27 protein-coding genes and 3 pseudogenes are annotated in these 25497 nt (G+C 65.8%); 20 read left to right on the top strand and 10 right to left on the bottom strand.

Annotated elements, in window-relative coordinates:
* Nucleotides 1-68: 68 nt before the first annotated feature.
* Nucleotides 69-938 (top strand): metal-dependent hydrolase, encoded by an 870-nt coding sequence (locus tag ACOFKX_RS03295; RefSeq protein ID WP_419825662.1) that lies wholly within the window; start codon nucleotides 69-71, stop codon nucleotides 936-938.
* Between the two features lie 29 nt (nucleotides 939-967).
* Nucleotides 968-2809, top strand: coding sequence for a putative bifunctional diguanylate cyclase/phosphodiesterase (locus ACOFKX_RS03300; RefSeq protein ID WP_419825663.1), 1842 nt, complete (start codon nucleotides 968-970; stop codon nucleotides 2807-2809).
* Between the two features lie 868 nt (nucleotides 2810-3677).
* Here ACOFKX_RS03300 and ACOFKX_RS03305 read toward each other — a convergent pair.
* Nucleotides 3678-5246 carry a methyl-accepting chemotaxis protein gene (locus tag ACOFKX_RS03305; protein WP_419825664.1) on the bottom strand — a complete coding sequence of 523 codons (1569 nt, stop codon included), beginning with the start codon at nucleotides 5244-5246 and terminating at the stop codon, nucleotides 3678-3680.
* A 786-nt stretch (nucleotides 5247-6032) separates the two neighbouring features.
* On the opposite strand from ACOFKX_RS03305, the gene ACOFKX_RS03310 reads away from it, so the two are divergent.
* The 4 genes from ACOFKX_RS03310 (at nucleotide 6033) to ACOFKX_RS03325 (ending at nucleotide 7214) form a co-directional block, all read left to right on the top strand.
* Nucleotides 6033-6251 (top strand): YozE family protein, encoded by a 219-nt coding sequence (locus ACOFKX_RS03310; protein ID WP_419825665.1) that lies wholly within the window; start codon nucleotides 6033-6035, stop codon nucleotides 6249-6251.
* Nucleotides 6251-6418, top strand: coding sequence for a hypothetical protein (locus ACOFKX_RS03315; RefSeq protein WP_419825666.1), 168 nt, complete (start codon nucleotides 6251-6253; stop codon nucleotides 6416-6418). Before ACOFKX_RS03310 ends, ACOFKX_RS03315 begins: the two co-directional genes overlap by 1 nt.
* Nucleotides 6415-6660 carry a hypothetical protein gene (locus tag ACOFKX_RS03320; protein WP_419825667.1) on the top strand — a complete coding sequence of 82 codons (246 nt, stop codon included), beginning with the start codon at nucleotides 6415-6417 and terminating at the stop codon, nucleotides 6658-6660. The genes ACOFKX_RS03315 and ACOFKX_RS03320 overlap by 4 nt, the downstream gene beginning before the upstream one ends.
* 200 nt (nucleotides 6661-6860) lie before the next feature.
* A complete protein-coding gene (locus tag ACOFKX_RS03325) occupies nucleotides 6861-7214 on the top strand; it encodes a hypothetical protein (RefSeq protein WP_419825668.1) in 354 nt (117 codons plus the stop codon).
* A 547-nt stretch (nucleotides 7215-7761) separates the two neighbouring features.
* Here ACOFKX_RS03325 and ACOFKX_RS03330 read toward each other — a convergent pair.
* The 4 genes from ACOFKX_RS03330 to ACOFKX_RS03345 form a co-directional block, all read right to left on the bottom strand.
* On the bottom strand, nucleotides 7762-8103 hold the full coding sequence (locus tag ACOFKX_RS03330; protein ID WP_419825669.1) for a class I SAM-dependent methyltransferase: 342 nt from the start codon (nucleotides 8101-8103) through the stop codon (nucleotides 7762-7764).
* 134 nt (nucleotides 8104-8237) lie between these two features.
* The gene (locus tag ACOFKX_RS03335; RefSeq protein ID WP_419825670.1) at nucleotides 8238-8468 is read right to left on the bottom strand and encodes a hypothetical protein; all 231 of its coding nucleotides are present in this window, start codon (nucleotides 8466-8468) and stop codon (nucleotides 8238-8240) included.
* Between the two features lie 317 nt (nucleotides 8469-8785).
* The gene (locus tag ACOFKX_RS03340) at nucleotides 8786-9025 is read right to left on the bottom strand and encodes a GNAT family N-acetyltransferase (protein ID WP_419825671.1); all 240 of its coding nucleotides are present in this window, start codon (nucleotides 9023-9025) and stop codon (nucleotides 8786-8788) included.
* Nucleotides 9026-9034: 9 nt separating this feature from the next.
* Nucleotides 9035-9205 (bottom strand): hypothetical protein, encoded by a 171-nt coding sequence (locus ACOFKX_RS03345; protein ID WP_419825672.1) that lies wholly within the window; start codon nucleotides 9203-9205, stop codon nucleotides 9035-9037.
* A 31-nt stretch (nucleotides 9206-9236) separates the two neighbouring features.
* Between ACOFKX_RS03345 and ACOFKX_RS03350 the strand changes: the two genes are divergently transcribed.
* The 9 genes and pseudogenes from ACOFKX_RS03350 to ACOFKX_RS03390 form a co-directional block, all read left to right on the top strand.
* Nucleotides 9237-9398, top strand: a complete 162-nt coding sequence (locus tag ACOFKX_RS03350) for a hypothetical protein (protein ID WP_419825673.1) — start codon at nucleotides 9237-9239, stop codon at nucleotides 9396-9398.
* A gap of 105 nt (nucleotides 9399-9503) precedes the next feature.
* Nucleotides 9504-9677 (top strand): annotated as a pseudogene (locus ACOFKX_RS03355) (PepSY domain-containing protein); the annotation flags it as partial.
* A 59-nt stretch (nucleotides 9678-9736) separates the two neighbouring features.
* Entirely contained in the window at nucleotides 9737-10597 is an 861-nt protein-coding gene (locus ACOFKX_RS03360; protein WP_419825674.1) for a PepSY-associated TM helix domain-containing protein, read from the top strand.
* A 393-nt stretch (nucleotides 10598-10990) separates the two neighbouring features.
* Complete coding sequence (locus tag ACOFKX_RS03365; RefSeq protein ID WP_419825675.1) at nucleotides 10991-11446, top strand: DUF3060 domain-containing protein; 456 nt, start codon at nucleotides 10991-10993, stop codon at nucleotides 11444-11446.
* A gap of 128 nt (nucleotides 11447-11574) precedes the next feature.
* Nucleotides 11575-12990, top strand: a complete 1416-nt coding sequence (locus ACOFKX_RS03370; protein WP_419825676.1) for an MFS transporter — start codon at nucleotides 11575-11577, stop codon at nucleotides 12988-12990.
* A 69-nt stretch (nucleotides 12991-13059) separates the two neighbouring features.
* On the top strand, nucleotides 13060-14127 hold the full coding sequence (locus ACOFKX_RS03375) for a hypothetical protein (protein WP_419825677.1): 1068 nt from the start codon (nucleotides 13060-13062) through the stop codon (nucleotides 14125-14127).
* A 905-nt stretch (nucleotides 14128-15032) separates the two neighbouring features.
* Nucleotides 15033-15224, top strand: coding sequence for a hypothetical protein (locus tag ACOFKX_RS03380; protein WP_419825678.1), 192 nt, complete (start codon nucleotides 15033-15035; stop codon nucleotides 15222-15224).
* A 46-nt stretch (nucleotides 15225-15270) separates the two neighbouring features.
* Nucleotides 15271-15651, top strand: a complete 381-nt coding sequence (locus ACOFKX_RS03385; RefSeq protein WP_419827332.1) for a hypothetical protein — start codon at nucleotides 15271-15273, stop codon at nucleotides 15649-15651.
* A gap of 133 nt (nucleotides 15652-15784) precedes the next feature.
* Nucleotides 15785-16379: pseudogene (locus ACOFKX_RS03390) on the top strand (IS5 family transposase); the annotation flags it as partial.
* Between the two features lie 325 nt (nucleotides 16380-16704).
* On the opposite strand, the gene ACOFKX_RS03395 reads toward ACOFKX_RS03390, so the two are convergent.
* From ACOFKX_RS03395 to ACOFKX_RS03405, 3 genes are all read right to left on the bottom strand, one after another.
* On the bottom strand, nucleotides 16705-17022 hold the full coding sequence (locus ACOFKX_RS03395) for a hypothetical protein (protein ID WP_419825679.1): 318 nt from the start codon (nucleotides 17020-17022) through the stop codon (nucleotides 16705-16707).
* Nucleotides 17023-17267: 245 nt separating this feature from the next.
* Entirely contained in the window at nucleotides 17268-17852 is a 585-nt protein-coding gene (locus ACOFKX_RS03400) for a cupin domain-containing protein (RefSeq protein ID WP_419825680.1), read from the bottom strand.
* A 1004-nt stretch (nucleotides 17853-18856) separates the two neighbouring features.
* On the bottom strand, nucleotides 18857-19651 hold the full coding sequence (locus tag ACOFKX_RS03405) for a helix-turn-helix domain-containing protein (protein WP_419825681.1): 795 nt from the start codon (nucleotides 19649-19651) through the stop codon (nucleotides 18857-18859).
* Between the two features lie 115 nt (nucleotides 19652-19766).
* Between ACOFKX_RS03405 and ACOFKX_RS03410 the strand changes: the two genes are divergently transcribed.
* The 4 genes from ACOFKX_RS03410 to ACOFKX_RS03425 all read left to right on the top strand — a co-directional run bounded on the left by ACOFKX_RS03410 (nucleotide 19767) and on the right by ACOFKX_RS03425 (nucleotide 21571).
* Complete coding sequence (locus tag ACOFKX_RS03410; protein ID WP_419825682.1) at nucleotides 19767-20171, top strand: tautomerase family protein; 405 nt, start codon at nucleotides 19767-19769, stop codon at nucleotides 20169-20171.
* Nucleotides 20171-20755: a carboxymuconolactone decarboxylase family protein gene (locus ACOFKX_RS03415; RefSeq protein ID WP_419825683.1), complete on the top strand. Its 585-nt coding sequence runs from the start codon at nucleotides 20171-20173 to the stop codon at nucleotides 20753-20755. The genes ACOFKX_RS03410 and ACOFKX_RS03415 overlap by 1 nt, the downstream gene beginning before the upstream one ends.
* A gap of 346 nt (nucleotides 20756-21101) precedes the next feature.
* On the top strand, nucleotides 21102-21200 hold the full coding sequence (locus ACOFKX_RS03420; protein ID WP_419825684.1) for an SHOCT domain-containing protein: 99 nt from the start codon (nucleotides 21102-21104) through the stop codon (nucleotides 21198-21200).
* 65 nt (nucleotides 21201-21265) lie between these two features.
* A complete protein-coding gene (locus tag ACOFKX_RS03425; RefSeq protein WP_419825685.1) occupies nucleotides 21266-21571 on the top strand; it encodes a hypothetical protein in 306 nt (101 codons plus the stop codon).
* A gap of 29 nt (nucleotides 21572-21600) precedes the next feature.
* Here the strand turns inward: ACOFKX_RS03425 and ACOFKX_RS03430 are convergent, their stop codons facing one another.
* On the bottom strand, nucleotides 21601-21810 hold the full coding sequence (locus ACOFKX_RS03430) for a hypothetical protein (protein WP_419825686.1): 210 nt from the start codon (nucleotides 21808-21810) through the stop codon (nucleotides 21601-21603).
* Between the two features lie 317 nt (nucleotides 21811-22127).
* Nucleotides 22128-22874, bottom strand: a complete 747-nt coding sequence (locus tag ACOFKX_RS03435; protein ID WP_419825687.1) for a methyltransferase domain-containing protein — start codon at nucleotides 22872-22874, stop codon at nucleotides 22128-22130.
* Nucleotides 22875-22956: 82 nt separating this feature from the next.
* Between ACOFKX_RS03435 and ACOFKX_RS03440 the strand changes: the two are divergent.
* Nucleotides 22957-24923 (top strand): annotated as a pseudogene (locus ACOFKX_RS03440) (ATPase, T2SS/T4P/T4SS family).
* Nucleotides 24924-25497: the final 574 nt, after the last annotated feature.

Raw genomic sequence — 25497 nt, forward strand, 5'->3', positions numbered from 1 at the left:
ACGCTTAGGTGGGTGACGGGGATAAGCGGTAATATTTTGCTCAACATAGGTGGCTATCACGATCGCCGATGCGAGTATCTGCAAACAGCATGCTGCCGGCGAGTTCCGCGCTGCCAGCGCGCGACCTCAGCCTGGCACGCACACCGATCACCGCGCGCTGGTATGTCGGGGGAGACCGGGTCGCGAGCGTCTTCCTGTCGGCGCTCTCGGCGACTTTCCCGCTAGGCGAGAAGTTCTTTATCGACAGCGTCCGACGCTTCCGGGCCGAGCTCGACGCGGATCTCGGCGCGACCGTCGACGCGTTCGTGGTCCAGGAGGCGCTGCACACCCGCGAGCATCTGGCCTTCAATAAGCTCGTCGCGGCCACCGGCTATGAGACGGTGAAGATGACCGAGCGGACGCGCGCTGTGCTGGCGCCATTCCGGGCGATGTCACCATTGCGCCAGCTCGGGCTCACGATGGCGCTCGAACATCTCACAGCCGTCTTCGCGCACGACGTCCTGACGCACGAGGAAAGGGTCGGAGCCGCATCGGCGGAGATCCGCGCTCTCTGGCGTTGGCATGCGCTTGAGGAGATCGAGCATAAAGCGGTCGCGTTCGACGTCTTTCTTGCCGTCACGCGGGACTGGAAGCGGCGGCACCGCTACGCGTTCCGCATCCGCGCGATGCTCGAGGCGACGCGGGTGCTGCTCGCCGTCGTCGCCAAGAACATGGGTGACCTCTTCGCGCAAGACGATCCGCAGCGGCGATTGCCCTGGCGACGCGCGAGCCGCTACTTTCTGGGCCGAGGCGGCGTCCTGACCTGCATGGCTCCAGGCTACATGCGCTGGTACCGACCTGGCTTCCACCCCAACCAGATCGACGATAGCGAGCTGGCGCGCCGCGCTTCACTCGAGTTGCCGGCCGCGACCGCGCGAGCCGCGAGGTTGGGGGAGTGACGTCGCTGACTCGGTCCATGGGTTCGCTGATGCCGATCCGCGACGTCAGCGACGTCGCACGGCTCCAGCACCTTGCTGGGCGCTACCGCCCGCCAGCAGCGGTCGTGCTCGCTGTGCTGAGCGTGAGCAAGATCGGGGTACGCCTCGCCGCACTCTGGTTCGGTGCGGTACTGATCTGCGAGGCCTGGACGTGGTTCTCGACCAAGCCGGCAATGGCGCGCGACCTGACCGGACGCGAGATGACGTGGTATGTGCTGTCCGGCACGGTGACGATGCCGGCCTGGGCGGCACTGGGGACGATGTTCTGGTTCACGCCGGCTGCCGAGGACAAGGTCGTCGCCGTGGCGCTGTGGGTCGGGCAGCTGCTCTACACGCAGCGCTTCGTGTTCCAATCCTACGTTGCGGTATTGCTCGGCAATTCGGTCATGGTCGCGACGATGGTCGCCATGCCGATCGTGCATCCCGTGCTGTCGGGTACCGACCAGGCCTTGTTCGAAATCGGATTGCTCTTCTGCATCGGCTTCGCGATCAGCTCGTCCCTCGCGGCCTATGCGCGCATCCGCTCGCTGGCGGACCAGAACGCGGCGATCGCGCGCACCGCGATCACCGACGAATTGACCGGCCTCCCGAACCGCGTCCGCTTCGCGCGCTCGCTTGAGGCTGTCTTCAGAAATGGATCGCCAGCTTTCGTTCTCTACATGGACCTAGATCGTTTCAAGCAGGTCAACGACACGCTCGGGCATCAGGCCGGCGACGCGCTGCTGCGCCAGTTCGCCGGCAGGCTGCTGGAAGTGAGCCCGCCGGGCGCCGTTGTCGCGCGTCTTGGCGGCGACGAGTTCGCGGCGCTGATCGAGGCGGGCGACCTCGGAACCAGCGCGGCAGAGACGCTCTGTCGACGCGTCATCAATGCGGTGAAGCCGCCTTTCGCGATCGCGAACGGACAGGCACATGTCGGCGTCAGCATTGGTGTAGCCAGCACCGGCGACGGAGACGGGGAAAGCGACGACCTGATGCGCCGCGCGGACATCGCTCTCTACACGATGAAGGCGAACGGCCGAGGCGGCTACCGGGTGTTTAGCGCCGAACTCGAGACGGAGGTCAGGAGCCGCGCCGAGATCGAGCAGGCCTTGCGCGACGCAGTCGTGACGTTCGGGGATTTTAGCCTCGCCTACCAGCCGAAGATGGATCGTTCGGGAAAGGCGACCGGAGTGGAGGCGCTGCTGCGGTGGCGGATCGGCGAGCGGGCGGTGCCGCCCGACATATTCGTGCCGATCGCGGAGGAGACTGGCCTCATCCTGCCGTTGGGTGACTGGGTCATGGCGGAGGCGCTGGCGTTTGCGCGGCGCTGGCCCGAGCTGTCGGTCGCGGTGAACCTGTCTCCGGCGCAGCTGCGCGATCCGGACTTCGCCCCGCGCCTGCTGACGCTCATGGCGGACGGAGACGTCGATCCGGCGCGTCTAGAACTCGAGGTCACCGAGACCGCGCTCTTCGAGTCGACGGGGCAGGCGATCGTGCCCTTGGATCAGCTGCGCTCCGCCGGGCTGCACCTCGCACTCGACGATTTCGGCACCGGCTATTCCTCCCTCCGCCACCTGCACAGCGTGGCGGTGGATCGTGTCAAGATCGACAAGTCGTTCGTGGCCGGGCTTGGCCGGGGCGTCGAGTCCGCCGCCATCATCACCGCTGTTATCCAGCTCGGCCACTCGATGGGTATTCGAATTACGGCGGAGGGCGTGGAGACGCCCGAGCAGCGCGACTTCCTGATCGAGGCGGGAGCCGACGAGTTGCAAGGTTACTTCTTCTCACGGCCTCTGAGCGAAGCCGACCTGTCGAGCTGGATCTCGCGCGGAGCGGCGCTGCTTGCAGCCTGAACCGACACGGGCCTCCAGCGGGCCTAGAAGCTTACCGCGAGGCCGGTGTGCAGCACCATTGGATCGAGGCGGAGGCGAGCCTCTACCGCAGTTCCGCCAGCGTTCCGTCAGCCCCCGGGCGCAGGCAAGCCTTCTTAGTGTCCGTGGACATCCCAAAGCGGCGGCAATGGCCGCCTCGATCCCGGCCTGTGCGACCAGAGCGATATCATCATGCACCCGCGTCTCGGTGCACGCCATCTTCCGCATGCAGCTAAAGACTCACAACGCGAGGTCCAGCGCGTCCGAAGCGCTCTTCGGAACCAGCCGCTCATTGGATCTCGACCGCGGATTAGCGACGCCGAGAAAAAGGCGCCAGCCGGGATAGGCGCTGCCAGCTCGCCAGTCGGCGAGGCGTTGCGCCTACACACGCGGGCGTTTTTCCACTCGGCACGGCCCTCTCGTGGATGAGGGAGGAGACATGCAAAAACTCATGCCCAGCTTCTATGAGCAGCTTGTGACCGCCCGGCGGTCCAACAGCCCGCCATGGCATTCCGAGAGAAGCCAACCGAGTACCTGGTCGTCTTCTGGCAGCTCGCGACCCTCTGCATTACCGAGGATGAGAAGCGGGCGACGTACTACGCCGACAACCTATACGTCTCGGGGAGGTCCACCTCCGCATCGTGCAAGCCGCTCCGCATGTAGAGGAGGCGGCGCTGTTCGTATGGCAGAAGCATGGCAAAACACCAGGCGAAGAGCTCATAGGGACGCTTGCGATCTGGCAGTCGTATAGTCAAATGCAACGCAAGTTCTGTCGATCGCCTGCACGAGAGAGAGCATCGTCTCCACGCAAGAACCAGCAACTCTAGGAGCGCTGTAGTAAATGCTACACTCAGGCTGCTCGAAGTTCCGCAAGAAACGCATCAGCGACGTCGCGTAAATGGCCAGCGCGCTCCGCAACCTGGCGGGAGGTGGCGGTGACGTTGTGCGCCATTTCATTCACCACGTCGGCATTGTCAGCGACGACCGACATCCTCGTTTGCAGATCATCGCTGTTGCTTACCATTAGCGAAGTCTGCCTGCGGATTTCATCCGCTACGTTGCCCTGCTGATGAATCGATGCCGCTATGGCGTTGGCAATGTGCACAGCATCCCCGAAGCGCGTTGTAATCTCTTCGATATGGGCCACCGTCGCATCGATGCGCGCGACGATACCGTCTGTCTGCACGGCCACCCGGCCGGTCGCCTCGCCGGCACGTTGTGCGAGCGACTTCACTTCTGAGGCGACCACCGCGAAGCCGCGGCCGGCCTCGCCCGCCCGCGCGGCTTCGATGGTGGCGTTTAGCGCGAGCAGCTGAGTCTGAGCCGTAAGATTGCCAATGATCTTGGCGATGCCGCGCGTCTGGCTTGCCTCCTGAGCCATCGTCTGCATTTCGCCCGCGCTGGTCGCCGTCATGCGCTGAACCTCGTTGCTGAAGACAGTATGCTCCTCCACCTGACCTTGGATCGCTGCGGTGCTGTCGACCAACTCCGACGTGATGGTCATCAACGCCGTGATGGCGCCAGACGTGTTCTGCGTACGCTGTGATGCATGGGCGACAGCATCGGCCGAGGAGTGGACTGCCGCGAACAATCTTCCGGCGGTCTCGTCCAATGTAGCCATGGCGACGGATTGCGCCTCCAGCATCGAACCCACATTATCCTCGAACCGCTCGGCGAGGCGGATCATCAGAGCGCGGCGAGCTTTCTCGGCTCTGCGTATGCTCTCAGCCTCCTGGTGGGCTGCGGCTGCCCGTTGCTCTGCTGCGTTGCGTTCTGCGGCATCACGTATGGCTTGCTGGTCAGCGTGGGCCTGATGGAGCTGCGTCGTCGCTTCGGCCGATGCCACGAACAGACGGCTTTGCTCGACCGCAAAGAAACACAGGATCCCGAGCAATGCTGCAAGCAGTGGGTACATCGCGAACAGTCGGCCGCTCGGCACACCGAACGCGGTAAGCAGCGGTACAAAAATCGGAACCGTGAAGGCGAGGAACGCTATGGGCAAGTTCAGGTAGAGCACGAACCCAACACTGATCATACCGACCTGCAGCGATGTGACGAACATGGCCGTTTGGGTGTCGGCCTCGGCCATGAATGACGATGTCAGGACTGACCAGCTGCTGCCGTGCAGGAACGCCAATACCGTGAGCGTTCGCGCGACGCCGGGCGCTGCCGCAATCGAAACGGCGCGCGGCAGACGCAAGATGGACCAGATCCCAACCGCAGTATCTGCGATCTCCCCGACCAGCAGCGCGGGTGTGTTCGCGGTGCGCCAGAACAGCACGGTGAGCCCGAATGTCGTGAGCAGCGAAAGCCAGGATATCCATCGCACGGCTGTAACCGTCGCAGCAACCTGCCGACCGAAGATCCGTTGCCGCGCGGCGTCGCCTGTCGGCGCGCTGCACCGAAGGAGGTCAACCATGAACCTGTCCAACACGGAGCGCACCTTGAAGGACGATAGTGCCAAGCCCGTTCACCTCGTAATTGGCCCGCCAGTGCTGTGGCCATACGGCAGAATGGTTAATGGATGAGGTCCGAAGCTTACCCTCCTGCACAGGCTCCGCGAGAATTGTCCGCAGCGAGCATTGTCTGAACCGGATCAATGCTGCTGGGATCTGACCAACCGTAGTCGATAGTGCTGCTAAAGCGGCCAGCCCGCTCATCATGCCAGCTCTAATCGGTAGGCCGCTACACGAGGATGATCTCTCTTCAAGCGGCTAGTGAATCCTCGCTTTCGACCCAGATCTCAACTTTCGCATGCAGCGCATAATGCCTCGGCGAAAATTAGGAGGGTCTGCAAACACGGCGATGTCGAAGTTTGTGCAGAAAATTAGCTCGATGAGGGACATGTAGCCCTCGTAGATCGGAAACTCGCGCACCTGGTCGCTTGCGTCGATATGCTCGCGCTCCTCAGGATCGGCGGACTCGCTCAAGGAAGAGCTTGTAACCTTCGACGATTATGGCTTTGAATTTGCGACACGGTGGCGGACAGGGTGCCTGCCGCAGCGACATTGTTCCGCCTTGATATCGCCCGTCAATTTGAACCGCGTTCACTCGGATGCTTTGGATTGTACCATGGTTCTACAATCCGCCTGCCGTCCTGCGTCGGGACGCCCCCTCCCCTACACGCCTGTAGCTGCCAATTCGACGGACTCCTATGAAGCTGATGTTCCTGCTACGTTCTCAACACCGATTCGTGGAGGTGACGATGACGAACGAGCATGGCGAGACGTTCGCCGAGTGGCTGCTGGCGCAGAAGGGTCGCGAGGGCTCGATCGGCGAGCTGGTGGCAGCCGCCAAGGGCGATCCCAAGTTTCCCCGCAGGAGCGACCCGGACGAAGTCCGCGCGCGGCTGAACGAGATGCAAGCTGACGGCGACATGCATGGCGTCGTGGATGACGCGGAGACGGACTGGCTGAGCTACTGATGCGCGGGCGGCAGGGCGAGGCCTGGAACGATGAGGATGTCGACGGCTTGCGCCGGATGACGGCAGAGCAGCAATCGCTCCAGGAGATCGCCAAGGCGCTCGAACGATCCGTCGAGGCGACCGACGGCCGGGCGGCGAAGCTGAAGATCGCCACGAGGTCGCGGTGAAGCCGGTGGCGCGCACGGGCGCCGACATCGCGCGCCTCCGTCGGCTGGCGCTCGCCGACAGGCCCGCCATGCCGCTCGACGAGCTGACGATGGCGGTTGTAGGCGCGCTTCGACAATCGCCGGCCAAAGGTCAGCCGACCGGCAACCGTCAGACGGAGATCCTGCTGTGCGAGCCGGGCGAACCGATCGAGCTACGGCTGGAGCCTACCAACCCCGCCGACAAGAACGCGATCGCCGCCTAGGGCAGTTGCTCGATCGTCACGTCCGCTAGCCGGTCGCGGACCTGGCGCAGACGCGCGCTGAGTTGGGCCAGCCCGAAGCGCGAGGGCGTGCCGCGCGACCGGGTTCGTAGCATTCGACAGTACGCTCGCTCCACGACACCTAATTTGCTATGCAAAAGCGGTTCTCGGCGTCGTAGTACGCCTGACATGAGGAGGTACCTATGCGGTCCGTCACTCTTGCAGCTCTTGCCCTGATCAGCCCCAGCGCACTCGTCGCGCAGGTGCTGGATGCCAGCCTTCCAGCACCTGCGCGTGCGCAGTTTCTAACAATGCCGTCTCCGAAGTCGATTGCCGCCGACAAATCCTACCACGAAAGGATCTTCCAGATCCGCGCTCAAGCATTGCAGCAGAAGACGGCGGATGGCGGCGTGCTGACGCCCGAGCATCTGGCATCGATCCAAAGCGATCTTGACCGAGTGAATGATCGCTATTTGGAGCAGCTGCGGCGCCTTGACCCAACATCGGCGAGCGCCGATGGTCGAGCCGCCGGCTTTTTTGAGCGTTGCAGCCGCTGAAGATTGCGGAAGGCCGAAGCGGGCGGCGTGCAGGCCGCCTGCCACCCGATCAAGCCGACGCCGGCTTCGCCAGCGGCGGGCCGCTTAGCCCCTCAGAAGCGGTAGATCGTTCACGAGCCGGGGATCGCCGGCAGCATCGCGGGTGCGAGGAACTGAACGCGCTCGATCCCACGTCGATCGTAGGCGAGCGCCAGGCCGAGCAGGCGGGCGAGCCGCGCGCGGGGATGCGTACCAAGCCCGGTTGATGAGGTCGCCGCACAGCAGAGCCTAGATCGGATCGAGGTGACGCACGTTCTTCGTGAACGCTCGCAGGGCGGGCCTCACAAAGAGCGCTGCGACGCTCAGCGCGCCGAGACTCGATGTTCAGCGCAGGAGGTACACGGCGGTCACTGCCGCGCGCTCGCAAGCGCGCGCCGAAGCGGCAGGTGCGTCATGGCGTCTCCGGATGGCTAAAGGTCGACAGTAACCGACCGTTACAAGTGGTGAGCGCTCAAGTGGGGGCTCGGCCGGCGCGCTGCCCGTCTGCTCCCTTGGGGCAGTGCGCCGGCTACCGACCCGACGGTTCGGCCGGGTGCAGCGTCGCGGGCAGCGATGCGTCTACCCGTCTTGTCGCGCGAGCCAGACAGTTCGGTTGCAGCTCGGGTCCCGCGGCACAGGCGCGCTGGTCGTCCGGCGGCAGATGGAAGAAGCTGTCCCACGCGACCAGACCCGCGAACCGCCGCTCGAGTGCGAGCCGGCGCATATCCGACAGCACCGCCGGGCTGCCGGGGAGGCTGCGGCGGAACAGGTCGAGCATGGTGGCCGACCCGTCCAGCCTAGTCACGGCAAAGCCTCGCTCGACCAACTCGCGGGCGACCGGCACGCCGGAACCGCAACCGATGTCCAGCACCGCCGCGCCTGCAGGCAGCATGCCGCAGAAGCGGTCGAACCACGCCCCCTCCGCCGTTCGGTCGCCGCGCAGCCCGGCCTAGGTCGCGCCGTGCCGGTCGTACAGGTCGAGCGCGGAACCCTCGACCGGTCCGGTCATGCCCGGCCCGCCGCGGGCAGCGGCTTCACCATCAACAGGCACGGCGTATCGTCTCCCCACAAAGTCGGGAACACCTCCAGCGGCTGAAACCCGATCGCCTCGTAGAAGGCCCGCGTCCTTGCATAGTGCGGGTCGGGATGCGAGGCGGCGAGCGTCTTGACCGTCAGCCAGCGGATGCCCACGGCCGCCAAGCGCCGCTCCGCCTCGTCAAGCGGGGCGGCGCCCATGACCCCGCCCGTGCTCAGCCCGGGAGACACCCATGACGTGCACCTCTGCGGCGACGGGCGTGTGCCGTTCGAGCGTGGCGAACCCGACCGCCCGGCCGTCGGCCGAGCGGGCCACCAAAGTCGGTAGCGGGCCGGCGGCGACCACGTAGGCGTCCAGCGACGCCGGCCGGCCGAACCATTCGGGAAGGGTGTCCAGGACTGCTCGCGCTACCTCGTCAGCTCCTTGCGTCACGAGCTCGACGCGGCAGCCGCCTGCGGCTAGACCAGTCATGGGACGAGCCGCTTCGACGTGCGATGATTGTTGAGCGCCACGCCGTTCAGGACGAAGTCGTTCCGGGCATCGAGCCTGAAGCCCCGCTGAGCAAAAAAGCGGCAGGCACCCTCGCTCGCTTCCACGAACAGGACGGGATGCCCGCCTGCTCCGCGGCGGCCTCCAGCCCGGCGTAGAGGGCCGAGCCCACGCCCGTGCCGAGCCGGTCGGGACGGCAGTAGAGGTGGTCAATGTGTCGGTCCGGCTCCAGCTCGCCATAACCGGCGACAATGCCATGCTCGGCCACTGCGACCAGCTACATCCAGCTCCGGGGTTGCTGGATGTAGCGCGCGGGCTCCGGCCGCGACGGGCTCCACGCCGCGACCTGCTCGGGCGAGTAGTGCCGGATGCCGACCTGGCGCACGGACGCGTGGAATAGATCGGCAAGCGCATCAGCGTCGAACGCCTCGAACGGCCGTATCAGCATCGGCGAGCTCTCATCGCTGTTTCAAAAGTACGTGCCCAACGCCTTCCTTACCAAGACGATCGCCACCCACTACGGCACCGGCGGCGGCGCCAACTACGTCGGCGATCGCTGGGCGGATCCGGCGAACACGCCGACGCGCTCGGATGGGCGGAGTTCGGGCCGGTCAGGCTCCAGCTCAACGTCTACAACCTGACCAACAAGCGCTACATCATCTCCGGCCACGGCACCTCGCCGCTGCTCAACGTGCCAGGCGCGCCACGCAGCGTGCTGGGCACCGTCCGCCTCGCGATCTGAGGCGATGCGGACTCTTGCGCTGGTTCATCGCTGGGCAGGCGGCATTATCGGCCTGCTGTTCGCTCTGCTGGGCATTACGGGCACCTTGCTGCTCTACCGGGACGCCTGGCTGCGCTGGACGGTGCCGCATGCGACGGACTCGTTGCGCCCGGAGACGCGGCGAGCGCCATCTCCCGCCTGCTTACCGCTACTGGGCCGGGTCCGCGCCCCTCGCTGCTCGCCCTGCCGAGTGACTCATTGTCGCTTTACCGCGTCGTCTACGCCGGCGGTCGGGCGGGGGCCTACGCCGATCAAACAGGCACGGCAGTCGCGAACTGGTCGGAGCCGTGGCAGCGGCCGGAGCTGTGGCTGCTCGACTTGCGCCGCCACCTCCTGTCGGGCGGTGCGGGCGAGGTGGTGGTTGGCTGCGCCGGCCTGGCGGGCTTGCTCTTCGTGGCGACGGGAACGATGCTCTGGTGGCGGACACGGCGAACGTTCAGCCCCCGCCTGCTGCCGCGCCGGCTCAGCCGCCCCGCAATTGTCCGTCATCATCGCGATGTCCGCATCCTGGTGGCGCCGATCCTGGCCCTCTCGTTCCTTACTGGGGCGATGATGGCGTTGAAGCCGGTCGAGAGGATCACCCTGTCGCGGCTGCGATCAAACGTTGGGCTAGAACAGCTTCGCGCGACGCCCGGAGGCGTCTTCCCGCTGCTCTCGCCCCATCTTGCTTGGGACCGAATGCTGGCGACGGCGCGGGACGCATTCCCCAGTGCAATCGTGCGCGTGATTGCGCTGCCATCGAAGCCCGGAGAACCGCTCGTGATCCGCGTCCGCCCGCCAGGCGACTGGCTGACGAACGGCCGAGCGTCGCTGGGGTTCGATCCTGCGGGCGGATCGTCGGTCCGGATCGTAGGACCGGCGCAATCAAGCCGTGCCGCCTCGCTGGCGACGCTCGAACATCCGATCCATGCCGGCGAGATCGGCCGGCCCGTCTGGCGCCTCCTGCTCACTTTGTCGGGACTTGCACTTACGATGCTCGGCTCGCTTGCTGTGGCGAGCTTCTGGAACGTTCGTCGGCCAGCATTCGGCATGACCGCACTCATGATCCGGCTCGAGTAGGCGAGGACACGAGCGCCGGCTGCAGGGCGGTAATGGCTCACTGCAACGGCAAGGCCCGGGCTACAGCGGCCAACCTTGCTCTCCCGCAAAGGAACCCACAGTGAGAAGGCGGTCGGCGCCGATCACCGTCATAGGAGGTCGTTGTCCCAAAACCTGTTCCCAATTGCTCTCTCCCGAAACTGCATTGGATAGACGGAGTAGCGGGACGGCACGGCGTTCCCGAAACACGGGGTTTGGGAAGGCGACCACAACCCATACCCCGCTGTCGGCGTAAATTAAGCGTGTCGCGAAAGTGGACGTGCGTTCAGGATCTGCCGTTGGCGATCAACTTTCGCCAGGCACCGGGAACCTTGCTAGGCGAACGGCACTGTCTCTGGCATTGAGGAGAGTAGCATGCCAACTCACCGTACTCCCGCCTTCGCCATGTTCTTGTTCATCGCCTCGTCGGCGGTGGCGCAAACATCGATCGGGCCGGACGGCATCCGCTCTGGCAACACCGTGATCAACTCGTCTGGGGTTCATACCGCGACCGCCGATGTTCGATCGCATGGCGTTCGGACGCATGGCAGCACACTAGGCGGCCAAACGATCTTGACCAACGGCAGGACGCGTTCGATCGATTGTGGCGGCAAGGCGCTCACTCTTGAGGGTAATAGCAATCACCTGACGCTCACTCACTGTTCCGCTATCCAGATAGACGGTAACTCGAACGTGGTGACGGCACGGTTCGACGAGCCCGGCCGGATTGCCGTGAACGGCAACCGGAACGCGGTAAGCTGGGCCGCGCCACCGCAGGTGCGAGTGTCGGCGAGCAATGTTGGCAGTCGCAACTCGGTCGTGCGGCGCTGAGGCGACTTGAGTAACAATTTCACGCTGGGGACGGTACATCTGCGTCACTTGGACCGGTGCATTTGCTCGTAGAACCTGCTGAAGGTGTGCCCAGCCGCCGCGTTCTGCCATCAAGCATGCAAGGTATCTTGAGCAGCGCGCTACCCACCCCCTGCGATCGCGCGCACGCCGAGGCCGTCGACGGAGGGTCGGTTCGCCATCCCGGCTGGACGATCGCTGCCACCATGCTCGCGTCGAGCCTGGCGTTCGTGGACGGATCGGTGACCAACGTCGCGCTCCCCGCGATCGGTGGCGACCTCCACGGCGGGGCAGCCGGACTGCCGTGGGTGATTAATGCCTATCTGCTGCCTCTGTCCGCGCTGCTGCTGCTCGGCGGAGCGGCGGGCGACCATTTCGGCCGTCGGCGAGTGCTGATCGGCGGAATCATGCTGTTCACGCTGGCGTCGATCGGCTGCGCGTCGGCACCGACGCTGCCGGTCCTGCTCGCGGCGCGCGCGTTGCAGGGCGTCGGCGCGGCGATGCTGATGCCCAACAGCCTCGGCATCCTCGGCAGCTCGTTCAAGGGTGAGGCGCGCGGCCACGCGGTCGGCACGTGGGCGGCGGCAGGCGCGATCGCTAGTGCGCTGGGTCCGCCGTTCGGCGGCTGGCTTGTCGGCGCGGTCGGCTGGCGCGCGATCTTCTACCTCAACATCCCCATCGCGGCCGCCGCGATCGCGACTGCCTGGCGCTATGTCGAGGAGAGCGCCGAAGGCGAAGGCGCGCTCGATTGGCGTGGCGCGGCGCTCGCGACGGCGGCGCTCGGCACGCTTATCTGGGCGCTCACGCTGTGGTCGAGCCGCCATCAGGCGTCCGTGAACACCTGGCTGGGGCTGGGCGGCGGCGTGGTCCTGCTCGTGGCGTTCGTGCTGCACGAGCGGCGGCTCGAGGGCCGGGCGATGATGCCGCTTGCGCTTTTCGCCTCGCGATCGTTCGTCGGGCTAACGCTGCTCACCTTCCTGCTGTACGGCGCGCTCGGTGGCCTGCTCGTGCTGCTGCCTTACCTGCTGATCGTAGGCGGCGGGTACAGCCCGGCGCAGGCGGGTTTTGCGCTGCTACCCTTCTCGATCGTGATCGGCACGGCCTCGCGGCTGACCGGCCGGTTGACCGCGCTCGTCGGCGCGCGCTGGCCGCTGACACTGGGGCCGATCATCACCGGGCTCGGCTTCGCGCTGCTGACGCGGGCGGACCCGCAGGCGGGCTACTGGACCGGCGTGCTGCCGGGGATCGCGGTGATCGCGCTGGGCATGGCGGGCGCGGTGGCGCCGCTCACCACTACCGTGCTGTCGTCGGTTGACGACCGCCACACCGGCACTGCCTCGGGCTTCAACAGCGCGATCGCTCGAACCGGTGGCCTCGTCGCCACCGCGCTGGCGAGCGCGGTCATGGTCGAGCATGGGACCGAGCTCGCCGGCGCCTTCCACGCCGCCGCCCTGCTGGCAGCCTGTCTGGCGGTGGCGGCGGGGCTAACGGCGTTCGCGACGCTGCCGCGGCGGGACGGCGGCTAGGATCAGGCCGCCGCCGGGCCCGAATCCACCGACTACCTGCGTCGCCGGAGATCGCGCATAGTGTCCGTCATGGTGGATCGTCTGATCGGCGCGGCCGGCGCCCTCGTCATCGCCGTGGTAGCGGCCGACATCTTCCGCTCGCTGCTCGTGCCGCGCGCCAACACGCGGTTGCTCCGAGTCGGGCCGGTGCTGGGCAGCGCGCTGTTCGCCGGTTGGCAGGCGATGGCCGGCCGCATCCGCGGGCATCATCTCCGCCAGACAGTCCGCGCCAGCCTCGCGCCGCTGATCCTGGTGCTCACGCTCGTGGTTTGGGCGGCGCTGCTCATCCTCGGGTTTGGGATGCTGTTCTGGGCCGACCGCACGAGCTTCCGCCCCAGCCTCGCGACATTCGGCGATGCGGCTTACGCGGCGGGCTCTGCCTTCTCGACGCTCGGGATCGTCGGCACGGTGTCGGGCGACCTCACCCGCCTCGCAGTGCTGACCTGCTCGGTCGCAGGGCTCGCAATCGTCACCGTCGTCGCGACCTTCCTCATCTCGATCCAGACCGGCTTCGGGCGGCGCGAGACGCTCGTGCTCAGGCTTGAGTCCCACGTCACCCTGCCGCCCGCCGGCATTGCCATCCTCGAGACCTACGCCGGCGAGGGGATCGTCGATCGGCTCGGCCCGTTCTTCGAGGCGTGGGAGCTGTGGGCGGCCGACATCGCGATCAGCCATCGTGCCTTTCCGATCCTGCTGTTCTTCCGATCCAACGACAGCCGCTGCGAGTGGTTAGCGGCGTTCGGCGCGGTGATGGACGCTGCCGCCCTCCTCGACAGCACCGTCGCCGATCCGCCGTCACACGCGCGCGCCGGCGCCCACTTCGTCCTGCGCACCGGTGCGCGGATGCTGGGCGACATGGCACGGCAGTTCGCCAGTACGAGCGCCGATCCCGAGTTCGCCGACGCCGAGCGCTTCCGCGCACATCGCGATCGGCTCGCGGCGGCGGGCTACCGTGTCGCCGACGAGGAGGACGCGCTGCGGCGCTACGCCGGTCGGCGACGAACCTACGCCACCTCGCTCGTCACGCTGGCGAGACGGCTCCATGTCGATGTCGACGAGCGCCGGGCCGGCGACCTCGACAGCCGCCCGAGCGGTTGACGCGGCGCAGAGACTTGCCGCGTTCAGCGGTATGGTACGGCATCGGCCTACCAATTCTGGAATTCGCTGTTCCGTGCTAGGCCAAGCCCCGAGCATCCTCAAGCGCGCGACCGGCGCGATGCTGTCACCGATCGTCTCGACTGTCGCTGCCTTTCGCTGGCGACTGCCGCCACTCGATGCGCCGCATTCGCTGCTCACGGCGCCCACGAGCCGATGACGGAGGAGCTTACGCTCCATGGCCTTCAGTCAGAGGCAGGATCTCGCCCGCGCTCGACGGCGCTACGTACGGATTGGACCCAACCCGACGGCGCCCAATCCGCGAAGCTACCACTCCTTCGTAGGCAACGGTATGCTGCACGGGATCCGCATCCGCGACGGCTGCGCACCGTGGTCTCGCGACCGCTGGATCCGACGAGGTCCGGGCGAGGGCGCGGATTCGCGCCCTCGCCCGGACCTCGTCACGTCTTTGACACGTCCAGCGTGCTCGATCATGCCGGCTGCGGCTGGGCGCTGGTCGAGGCGGGCAGCACGCCGGTGCGCTTCGACGACGAGCTGGATGGACAGCACTATGACCATTTCTCCGGCACGCTCTCCGGCTCTTTCAACGTGACCCGGCGACGGGCGAGCTCCACGCGCTCTGCTACGAGGCGGCCGATCCGAGACGGGTGCGCTACAATGTCGTCGATCCCGACGGCCGTGTACGGCGCAGCATCGTCATTCCGTCGAGCATGACCCGCTCATCCACGACTGCGCGATCACCGGCCGCTACGTCGTTGTCCTCGATCTTCCGCTGACGCTTCCGATGCGGGTGGTGCTCGCGGGCCACTTCCCTATCGCTGGAACGGCAGGCATCGGCCGAGGATCAGCCTGCTGGCGCGTAAGGGCGAGGCCGAGGACATCGTCTGGTGCCGATCGATCCCTGCCTCATCTTCCATCACGCCAACGCCTTCGACCTACCCGACGGGCGCGTGACGATCGACATTGTCGCCTATGACCGCCTGTTCGTCGCCGACGGTTTCGGACCCGACGAGCAGCCGCACGGCCTGCCCGATCAGATGACCGACACCTCGTTGCCGAGCGCCGCTCCTCAAGCATGATCTCGTCACCGGCAAGCGGAAGGCGCACCGTTTCGGGCCGGGGCGGATTGCGGGCAAGTTCGTGTTCGTGCCGGCTATGACGGAAGTCGCCGAAGACGAGGGCTGGCTGATGGGGCTCGTGATCGAGGCGACGGCCGATCGACCGCGCTCGAGATATTCGACGCGCAGGCGTCGAGGCGCCGCCTGTCGCGATGATCCGCATCCCCCATCGCGTGCCGCCGGGCGTTCACGGCGCCTGAATGCCGGCCGGCATCTCGCGGCAGCCAGCCAGCAGCTAACGGGCCACAGAGGACGAGCGGCAACGATTGCGGGCGATCTGACCCAGTTGCGGCCGTTCCAACCCACTTCGCCGGATTCCAATTTCCGACATCCATTCATGGTTGTGGCGGAGGTTAATAAGCGCTCACACAAACAATATCGTCGGTGACGCTCAGCGGACGCAGGGCGTATGGGAGTGAAGACGCAGCTCAGAGGCCGTTTCAGAACGCTGACGTAACGGTGGGCGATCGGGTTCCGCTGTGGTTCCGGGCGGTTGCGAGACCAGACCTGGAAGACATCGTGTGGGACCCGATCGCTATGGAAGTGATCTGACCGACGCGGAGTGGGCGATCGTGGCCGCTCCTACCAAAGCCGTGCAACCGGGGACGGCATCGTCGATGGCAATGGCGCGAAGTGCTGGACGCGATCTTCTACGTCCTGCGGGCGGGCTGCCCCTGGCGGCTGCCATCCGACAGCTTCCCGCCCTGACGCACCGTCTACCGCTGGTTCGGGGAGCTGCGCAACGCTGGCGGGTTCGAGGGGCTGAACCACCAGCTCGTCCAGATGGACCGGGCCAGGGTCGGGCGTGAGCCGATGCCGTCTGCGGCCGTGATCGACAGTCAGAGCGTCAAGACCACTGAAGCCGGCGGTCCCTGCGGCTATGACGCCGGCAAGAAGGTGAAGGGCCGCAAGCGCCACGCCATGGTCGACACCGATGGCCGGACGCTCGAACTCCTCGTCCATCCTGCCGACGTGCAGGACCGCGACGGCGCCGTGTCCCTGCTCAAGCTATCGCGCGGCCGCCACCCGTTCGTGAAGCTCGCCTACGCCGACAGCGCCTATGCCAGCCCGCGCGTCGCCATGGCGGCCGCCGTCAACATCGAGATCGTCCGCAAGCTCGCCAGCCTTCCTCTACGCCGCATCAGCCATGCTGCTCTCTCGACGCAAAGCTCGCTACGCATGAGATTTGAAACGGGCTCTAAGTCGTAGTCCTTCCGCTACCAACACCTACCAACCTCGCGAGCAGCGCTGTGCGGAAGCCGCGTCTCAAAACGGCGTCGCTGTTGCTGGGCATCAGCATCGCCCGCGCGGGCTGCACGACGGAGCCAATGCCGGAAGACCCGACGATCGCGCCAATCGAAGCCGGACATCGCGGCATTGTAAGCGCATAGCGGATCACCTCGCCGATACGCCGATAGTTCAAGCCTGCGGCGAAAAACGTTCAGTCGCCAAAGGATTGCACGAACAGGAACGGAGTAGGCATGCCCGCCGTGGTCTTTAGGAGCGCGGCCTCGCAGGGCTGGCCGTCCCGCTGAAACAGGAAGAGGTACTCGAGGCCTAGCACCCGGAGCAGCTGCTCGGCGTCACTGAAGCGCGGCGACAACAGCCTGCCAAACAGGGATTGTAGCGGCTGACGGTACAAGCCGGCGGCGCTCGCGAACTCCCCGTCTGCCCTGGCGACGTAGCCGGGTTCCAAGCTGGCGAGCAGCTTCAGCGTCGCTTCTAATTCAGCGCCAACATTGTCGCCCTGTCGCAGCATGCTGCAAATTCGGTCGACGCGCCTAGCAACTCGGCGGGAAAGAGGATGGTCCGAACCATCAACGATTCAAGGTGCGTTACCTATTAAGGCCCGTCAACGTCGCCGCGGAATGGAGCGCTTTGGTGTGCCGGGCCAGACCCATACCTGGCCACTGGCAAAAAGTGTTCGGCTTCCCAACAGCGATCGCTTGTTCATGAAGGTCTCACCGCCACAGCGGTGGATCGTCGCTATCGCAGTAAGCGCGCTCAAAGCTGGATCGGCGGACCAATACGCTCCATACCATAAAACCGCAACAAGGCTGCGTCCTTCTCCTTGGAATAGCCGCCTGGGGTAAAGCCGAGCTGCTCCCACGCATTGAAGAAGGCCTCCATTTTGCCGGCGGGAGCGTAACTTAAGAGCAGACGGCCTATGGTAGACCCTGCATAGGCCCAGGCGTGCGGCACGCCACGAGGACCCAGCACGCAATCCCCTGTGTTGAGGGAGAACCGCTTGTCGCCTACTTGGACCAGGTACTCGCCCTCCAAGACATAGAAGAGTTCATCCTCGCCCTGATGAACGTGCAGCGGAGGCCCACCACGACGCTGGTTGGCCTGTTCGATAACAAACAGATCCCCCCTGGTGTCGCTAGTGACCACTTTGTAAGTTGTAGCGCTAACGCCGATCTGATGCTTTCGTCCCTCCCTGTCATCGCCGGAACTTACGACCGCGATCGGCAACTTCGTCCGGGCGGCTGGATCTGCCTGTAGACGATCTGCGTTTACGCGAGAGAGCGCAGCGCTGGAAGCGCGTGCTGCCGTGGCGCCAACTAACGCCGCGATCGGCAAGGCCAAGACTGATCGGCGCTCCATTCGTTCACTCTTCTCCGTTAATCACATCGGTGCAGCCGCTTGTGTCTGATCCGCCGAGAGCTGCCGAGCGCACAATCCGGTCGGCCGCCAGGCTTGCGTCAGGATCGTAGACGGCGCGCCGGCATCTTGCAGGATCAGGGCAAAGCCTCGCCGCGGCACTTTGCCGATCGCCATTGCAGCATAGGAGGACCGGCTTTCACCACTGGCTGTTGCCCGGCCCGCGGCCGATCTGCGCGCCGCCAGGCGTCTCCAGACAAGTGTCGCCATCAACGGCGTAAAAAGCTCCCGGCCCGGAATAGCCGTGCAACGGCGCTGTTGCGCTTGGAGCGAAGACGGATCGGAGATACTCGGCCTGGTAACTCGCTGCGGGTGGGACGGGGAGCGGGCCGATCTCCGCAACGCGCTTACCGCCTTCGGCCCGCCAGCTCGCACCAGAAACCGTAAAAAGCCACCTTGCCTTGAGTGCCTCGACCACCGTGCTCCTGGGCAGACCTGCTTTTTTCTGGCGAGATCGGCAGATGAGAAGCGGTCTATGTGGCAGTAAACCTTGCCTCCCGGCAGCCGAGATACTCGTTGCCGAGCGATCAGGCAGGCCGGCCCTGGTTCCTCGACCAGTGTGCATGCCCGCGTAGTTGCCTGACCTGTCGCCATCAGGCCAACAACCCCGCAGCGGTGACTACCAGACTCACGAGGCCCGTTCGCATCGTCAACCACCCCCCTCTGCTTGTGACAACATCAGATTGTCGACAACTTGAGGACGGCGCAACCCCTTGCCGTTCGCCACGAACTGTCCGCTCCCTCCCAAATCTGACCCGCGGCTCTGAATTTAGCTTACTGCCTAGAGGACGCATAGTCGGCCCCTAGCGGGTTGTTTTCGGCTCCCCAGCTTCGGTCATCCGTTCAGGTCGGTAACGGGCACGGGCGTGCCATGGGGTGCCGGCCTCGGGCACGTGCTCCCGAATACGATAGTATCGCGGAAGCAACCGTCAGCTTGGCGTCCCAAGTCGGCCAGCGTGTCGACGGGTGTAAAGAGCCAGTTTTAGTGCAGGATCGTCATTCGCCTGGAAGCTGGCATAGAGGTACATCGCCTCCTTCCGGTCGGTGGTGTGCAGCGTCTTGCTGCCAGCCGATGAAGAGGTGACCCGGTGAGAGCACCACCAGCCGTGGAACGTGTCGGATGCCGCGCTCAGGGCCGACACCAGTTCCTCGAACGCCGGATCGCCCGCACGCTGATCGTAGGTTGCGCGGAACAGGGCGACCATCCGCTCTGCCTCTCGGGCCCAATCGTTGCCGAACAGCGCCCGGGCATGGGACGTCGTCAGCATGTAACGAAGAATGTTACGCTCGCCCTCGCTCATGGACGTAAACCCGAACAGCTCGTCGGCTGCGGCGTTCCACGCCAGCACGTCCCAGCGCAGCCCGGTGACATAGGCAGGCTCGGGCAAGCTCCTGACGATGGTGGCGACGATCTCCGGCACGGTCTCGCGGGCGAACGCCCCGGCGGAACTCCACGTAGCCAGCTTGTGCAGGTGAGCCGTTTCGGTGGCGTCGAGGACGAGCGCTCGCGCAAGCGCCGCCATCGTCGCGGCCGATGCCGATACCTGGCGCCCTTGCTCGAGCTTGACGTACCATTCGCTGCTGATCCCGGCTCGGTCAGCGACCTCCTCGCGCCGAAGCCCAGGCGTGCGACGCCGCCGTGTGCCGGCAAGACCTAGCACGACGGGATCGAGCCGGTGACGGCGGGACCGCAGGAAATCGCCCAATGGCTTGTTGCCGCCCATGCATGCTCCTGACTGGTATAGGTCTATACTAGGACAAGACCGGCTCTTCCTGGGTCAACGCGGACGGCCTAGCTCGGCTCCATCGCTGCCCAATGAAGGAGTTTCGGCTATGCCCATGGTATATATTCAGATGCACGAGGGAAGGGACGCGGCATACAAGAAGGCCGTGTCGGCCGGCATCCACACCGCGATGATGGACGTGCTCGGCGTGCCGGAGGACACCTGGGACCAGTTCTTCAACGAACACAAGCCGGGTAACATGATCTACGATCGCAACTATTTTGGCGTGCCTCGCAGCGAGGACATGATGTTCATCCACTTCTTCTTCAACACGCGGCCCAAGGAAATGAAGGAGCGCTTCTTCGAGGCGGTTGCGGACGAGGTGACGAAACGCTCGGGCCTCCGCCGCGAGGACCTGCTCATGGCGATTACCGAAGTTCCTTGGGAGAACTGGTGGGCCTACGGCCGCACGGTAGATCCCAAGACGGGGTTCGACACGCGCATGAAGGGGCAAGGCTGATGGACGCTCCCGGGCTGGGCGGCCGCCTGCCGCTGCTACCTCCCGCAAGCCTCGGACCCGAAGCGCGAGCACTCTACGACCGGCTTGCCGGGGGGCGGCTGGGCAGCGCGTCGCCGTTTACGAGCCGGACCGAGGCGGGCGAGCTGATCGGCCCGTTCAACGCTTTGCTCTACGCGCCGACCATCGGCGGCGGGTTCATCGACTTCCACGAAGCGGAGGAGCAGGCAACTCCGCTGTCGAAACAGGTGCGCGAGGTGGTAATCCTCTCAGTCGACGCTGTTTGTCGATCGGCCTACGAGCTTTACGCCCATCGTACGGTCGCGGCAGGCGTCGGGTTCACGCCCGAGATTATAGCCGCGCTCGCCACAGGTGAGCCGCACGACGGGTTAGCCGATGACGAGCGTGCGGCGCAGCGGTTCACGCTTGAGTTGACGCGCGACCGGGCCGTCAGCGATGCCGCCTATGCCAGCGCGGAAGCGGCGTTCGGGCGTGAGGGCTTGATCGCTCTGGCTTTTCTGGCGGCTGCTTATGGGGGAACTTGCACGATCCTGAATGCCTTCGCCGTTCCCGCGCCGTCGGAGTAAGCGGGCGCTAAGTCGGAGTAGCGGGCGCTAACCGGAAACGCGCCTGGAAGCACTCTACCAACATCTGGGTCTGAGTATCAACGGAACAGAAACCCTACACAAGGCCGCTTGGGCGAGGTGGCTCTGCCTAGGCTCGTGACGAACGTCCCTTCGTTGGACAGCTCACCGCTTCGCACCGAAGCGTAGGCCATCGATCAACAGCGCCACCATTCGCCGCGCGTGGTCGGGACCATCATAGTGCGCCGACATTCCCAAGTTCACGGCTGCCGCCACCGACCTCACCAAGAAGCTCCTGGCACCGCTCGCCCGCCGGCCGACCGACACACCGATTGACGATCCGTTCGCCATGATCGAGCGTGTGGCGCAGCTCCGCGCTCAAGGCGTGCTCACCGAAGCCGAGTTCGATCAGCAGAAGGCTGCGCTTTTGGCCAACCTTCAGCGCTGAACGGGAGCACACGCGGCACGCCCGAGTGACCGCGCTGCTCCTCCCCGCCCCACGGAGATCGAACGATGGATCAGACGAAGATCGCGCGGTTAGTGCAGCTAGCGCGGCTCAAGGAGTCAGGTGCGCTTACCAGTGAGGAGTTCACGACCGCCAAGACGGCGTTGCTCGGGCGCAGGATCGACACCGATCGCGCTCCACCGGATGATCGGCCCGGTGCGACTGAGGCGACCATACCGGCTGACACGGCAAAGCTATCTGCCACATGGCGTTTCCGCTTGGACTTCTTCGATCAGCACGGCCTGCCAGGTTCGCCCGGCCATCGACAGGCCCTCCGCGCCGCGCGCCACGTCTCCCTCAAAGTAAACGCGTGAGCTGCGCGCTCAGGTCTGCCGCCGTGAGATCATACGGGATGTCGCCTAGCCAGACGCAGCTGCCGCACGATGCCGTTGAAAATGGCGGTGCAGCCCTGCGCACGGCCGATGTCATTCTCTTGCGCGGCCGCGTCCCAGAACATCGTCAGCGGCCAGCGTTCGGGGCAGTGAGCGAGCAGGCAGGGCAGTGCCAGCCAGACGGGCAGCGTGTCGACGCGCACCTCGGTCGAGGGCGACATCCTGCTCGCCGACCGCGTCTACGATAGCGACGCGCTCCGTACCGAGATGGCTGCGTGCGGCGCATGGGCGAACATCAAGCCCATGCCGGGCCGCAATTGCCGACCCGCCTTCGAGCCCCTTCCTCTACCGCTACCGCAACCTCGTCGAGCGCCTCTTCGACAAGCTCAGGCACTTCCGAGCCGTCGCCACCCGCTTCGAGAAGACAGCGGCAACTACCTCGCCCTTCAAATTCGCCGCCGCTCAAATCTGGGCGCTTTATGAGTCGGTGATCTTGACTAATACTCACCCCGGACCACCCAATGGGGGCTGCTCAGTGTCACGTCGTGAGCAAAAGGTCGTCTTTACCTAGCACAAGGACGCTGCTAGGCGACCAGCCAGTGCGCATTGCACCGTGAATACCAAACCGGTCCAAAATTTGCGGGCTAAATTCATCGTATAGATTGTATTCTCGAGGCAGCCGGAAAGTCATGCCAAGCGTAAGTTGAATGTCAGAGGCAGCGAAGCGACGGACATGATCGGATTGACCGAAGCGGACTGCCTCATCAGCCTCGATCATTGACGACAGGTCTTCGGCATAGTTACCGTCGCGACTTATTGGAATTGAGCAAACCTGTTTCCCGTTAGGTGTAAGTGCGCGATGCAGGTGGTAGAGAACCGCTGTAACGTTGCAGCGGACGTGCTCCATGACGTGCGAGTGGATGATGACATTGTAATGCCCCGAAGGCAGTGCGGACGCATTGACTGTTAGATCGAGCTTACGAATGCCGGGAACATCTGGAAAACCGGCTGGATTGATGTCAGCTGGCTCATAGCCGTCTCCGACGAGAGCCGCGAGGCGCCCGGCGATTGCGCATTCTGGTGCCAAGTGAAGCACGCGCATCCCACGCCGGAGCAGGTCGCGACTCGTCAGCAGAAGCCACATCAATCGCGTGCGTGCGTCAGATCGACAGCAGACGCAGATCGCCTGCCTGCGCTGCTTCAAGAGCGTAAGCGAGCCGCAGATATTGCACTCGCCAGAAGCGCGAGTATCGAGCGCGATGTTTCCGGTCGCCATTCCCGTCATAGCGCTCCGTAACATGGCGTGACAGAAACGGCGATGCTGCCCGGTGCTCAGGGCGCTTGCTCAAAGCGCCCCCGCCGATCGGGTGATAGCCAACCTGGAGAGCTTCCGCGCCGCCAGAAGGCAGCAGCCGGCACCCCAAGCCCACACCCACGCCGTCGTCCTCAACGCCATCCAAGGCGCGGACGGCACCTGGCGCTCGCTGGAGAGCCGCCCGCTGTTCCGCCACCAGAAGGACATCGGCGCCGTCTACCACCAGGCGTTCGCCGCCGACGCAGTGCGGCTCGGCTACGCCGTCACCATCTCCCCCCAACTCGACCTTCGAGCTGGACGTCGTGCCGCAGGCGGTGCGCGACGCCTTCTCCGCCCGCTCGGCCGACATCGAGGCCGGCTGGAGGCGCGCGGCCGGTCCCGCGCCACCGCGTCCGCCGCCGAGAAGGCCATCGTCGCGCTCGACACCCGCGCCCCGATGGAGGCCGTCGACCAGCGCGCGCTCGTCGCCGCGTGGCGCGACCGGGCCGCCCGGCTCGGCTTCGGGGAGGACGTCCGCCGCGCGCTCGTCGCCGAGGCCGAGGCCCGCGCCGCCGGGCTCCCGGTCCCGACGCCGCGCGAGCGCCGGTTCATGGCGGACCAGGCCGTCGACGCCGCCGCCGAGCATGTATCCGAGTGTGACGCGGTGTTCCCGGCCGCCGTCCTGGGGCGCGCCGCCGGCGACGCCGCGCACGGCCGCGTCTCCCATATTGACACCCTCGCCGCCGTCGCCCGCGCCGAGAAGCGCGGCGACATCGTGGCGCGCGACGTGCCCGGTGCCGCGAAGGGAGCAATCGGCTTCGCCACGCGCGAGGGCGTCGCCACCGAGCAACGGATGCTCGCCGGCGAGCGCGAGGGCCGCTCCCGCTTCGCCCCGCTCGCCGACAGGCTGAAGGCCGCCCGAACCGTCGCCGCGGCCGAACTGCGATCGGCCGAGCATGGCCACGCCTGGACCCAAGGCCAGCGCGACGCCACGCGCGGCCTCCTCCTGCTCGCCGCCAGAGTCACCGGCGTCCAGGGCCGCGCCGGCACCGCCAAGACCACCGCCGTGCTCGCCACCCTCGCCGAAGCCGCGCGCGACCGGGGACTCGCCGTCCGCCCACTGGCGCCGACCGCCACCGCCGCCGCCGTGCTCGGCCGCGCGATCGGCGCCAAGCCGATGACCGTCGCCAAGATGCTCGCCGGCCTCGGTGACGACATCGAGCACGGCCGCGAGGTCTGGATGGTCGACGAGGCCAGCATGGCCGGCGCCCGCGACATGGACGCGCTCGTCGCCCGCGCGGCCGACGCGGGACGCGGCTCGTCCTCGTCGGCGACGTCGCCCAGCTCGGATCAGTCGAGGCGGGACGCGCCTTCGGCCAGCTCCAGGACGCCGGCATGGCGACGTTCACACCCGCGAGGCGGTCGAGCACATGCTCGCCGGCGACGCCGGGAAGGCCTTCGCCGCGCTCGATGCCGGCGGCGGCCGAGTCGTCGAGCAGCCCGACACGCCCCCCGCCGAGCCGTCCTCGCCCGCGACTTCGCCGTGCTGTCGCGCGAGGAACGCGCCGTGACGCTGGTGCTCGACCCCACCCGCGAGGGCCGCCGCCAACTCACCGACTGTATCCGCGTCGCGCCCGTGCGCGACGGCACGCTTGGCGAAGAGGCGCTCGTCGCCACCGTCCTCGAAGCGCGCGGCCTCGGCATGTCGACCGGCAAGACGACCCTCGTCAACGCGTTGCTGCGTGGGATCCCACCTTCCGAGCGGCTGCTCTTGATCGAGGACACGCCCGAACTCGTGCTGCGCCACGCAAACGCCGTCGGCATGCTCGCGGTACGCGGCGAGCTTGGCGAACCGAAAGTCACCGCCGACGATCTTCTCGCCGCCTCGCTGCGCATGCGCCCGGACCGCATCATCCTCGGCGACATTCGCGGGCCTGAAGCCTTCACGTTCTTCGAGCCGTCAACACCAGCCACCCGGGCTCGCTGACGACCATCCATGCCGATACGCCCGACCGCGCGATCGAACAGCTCGCGCTTTGATGTCTCCAGTTTCACCGACATCTATCGCGCGCCGACGTACTCGATTACCTCCGATCCGTCATCGACGTGGTGGTTCAACTCGCACGCCGCGATGGACGCCGCATGGTGTCGACCGTCCACTGGCGAGCAGGACATAATCAAAGTCTTGGTTCGGCCTGATAGCCGCTACAAACCGCTCCGCGTACCAAGTCCACGGTGGAGGCAGCTTCGTCCACATGCGTACCGCTCCACTTACGTCGGTGACGGGCTCCCGCGACGTGCTGCTACGTCGCGATGATCTGTAGAAGCCCGCTCATCTGCTCGCGCGCGATATCCTTCACCAGTTCGTCGCGCGGCTGCGCGACGATGCGCGCCGTCGGCTACTTGGCGTACAGATGGCCCGCCAGTCCTCCGACGTTGCGAAGCTTGCGATCGTTCGACAGGAAGTGGAGAAATTGAGCCTCCTGCTAAAAGCTTTCGCCACACGCGTTTGCCACGCGCGACGGGCGATCGTTGAAGTTCGGCCGACCCGTGTTCCAGCCACCCGTCCCGTCTGTCGATCGGATGCCAGGCAGCGCGTCCGAGGTGTTGCTGC

The organism is Sphingomonas sp. (assembly GCF_965200105.1).
Taxonomy (GTDB): domain Bacteria; phylum Pseudomonadota; class Alphaproteobacteria; order Sphingomonadales; family Sphingomonadaceae; genus Solisphingomonas.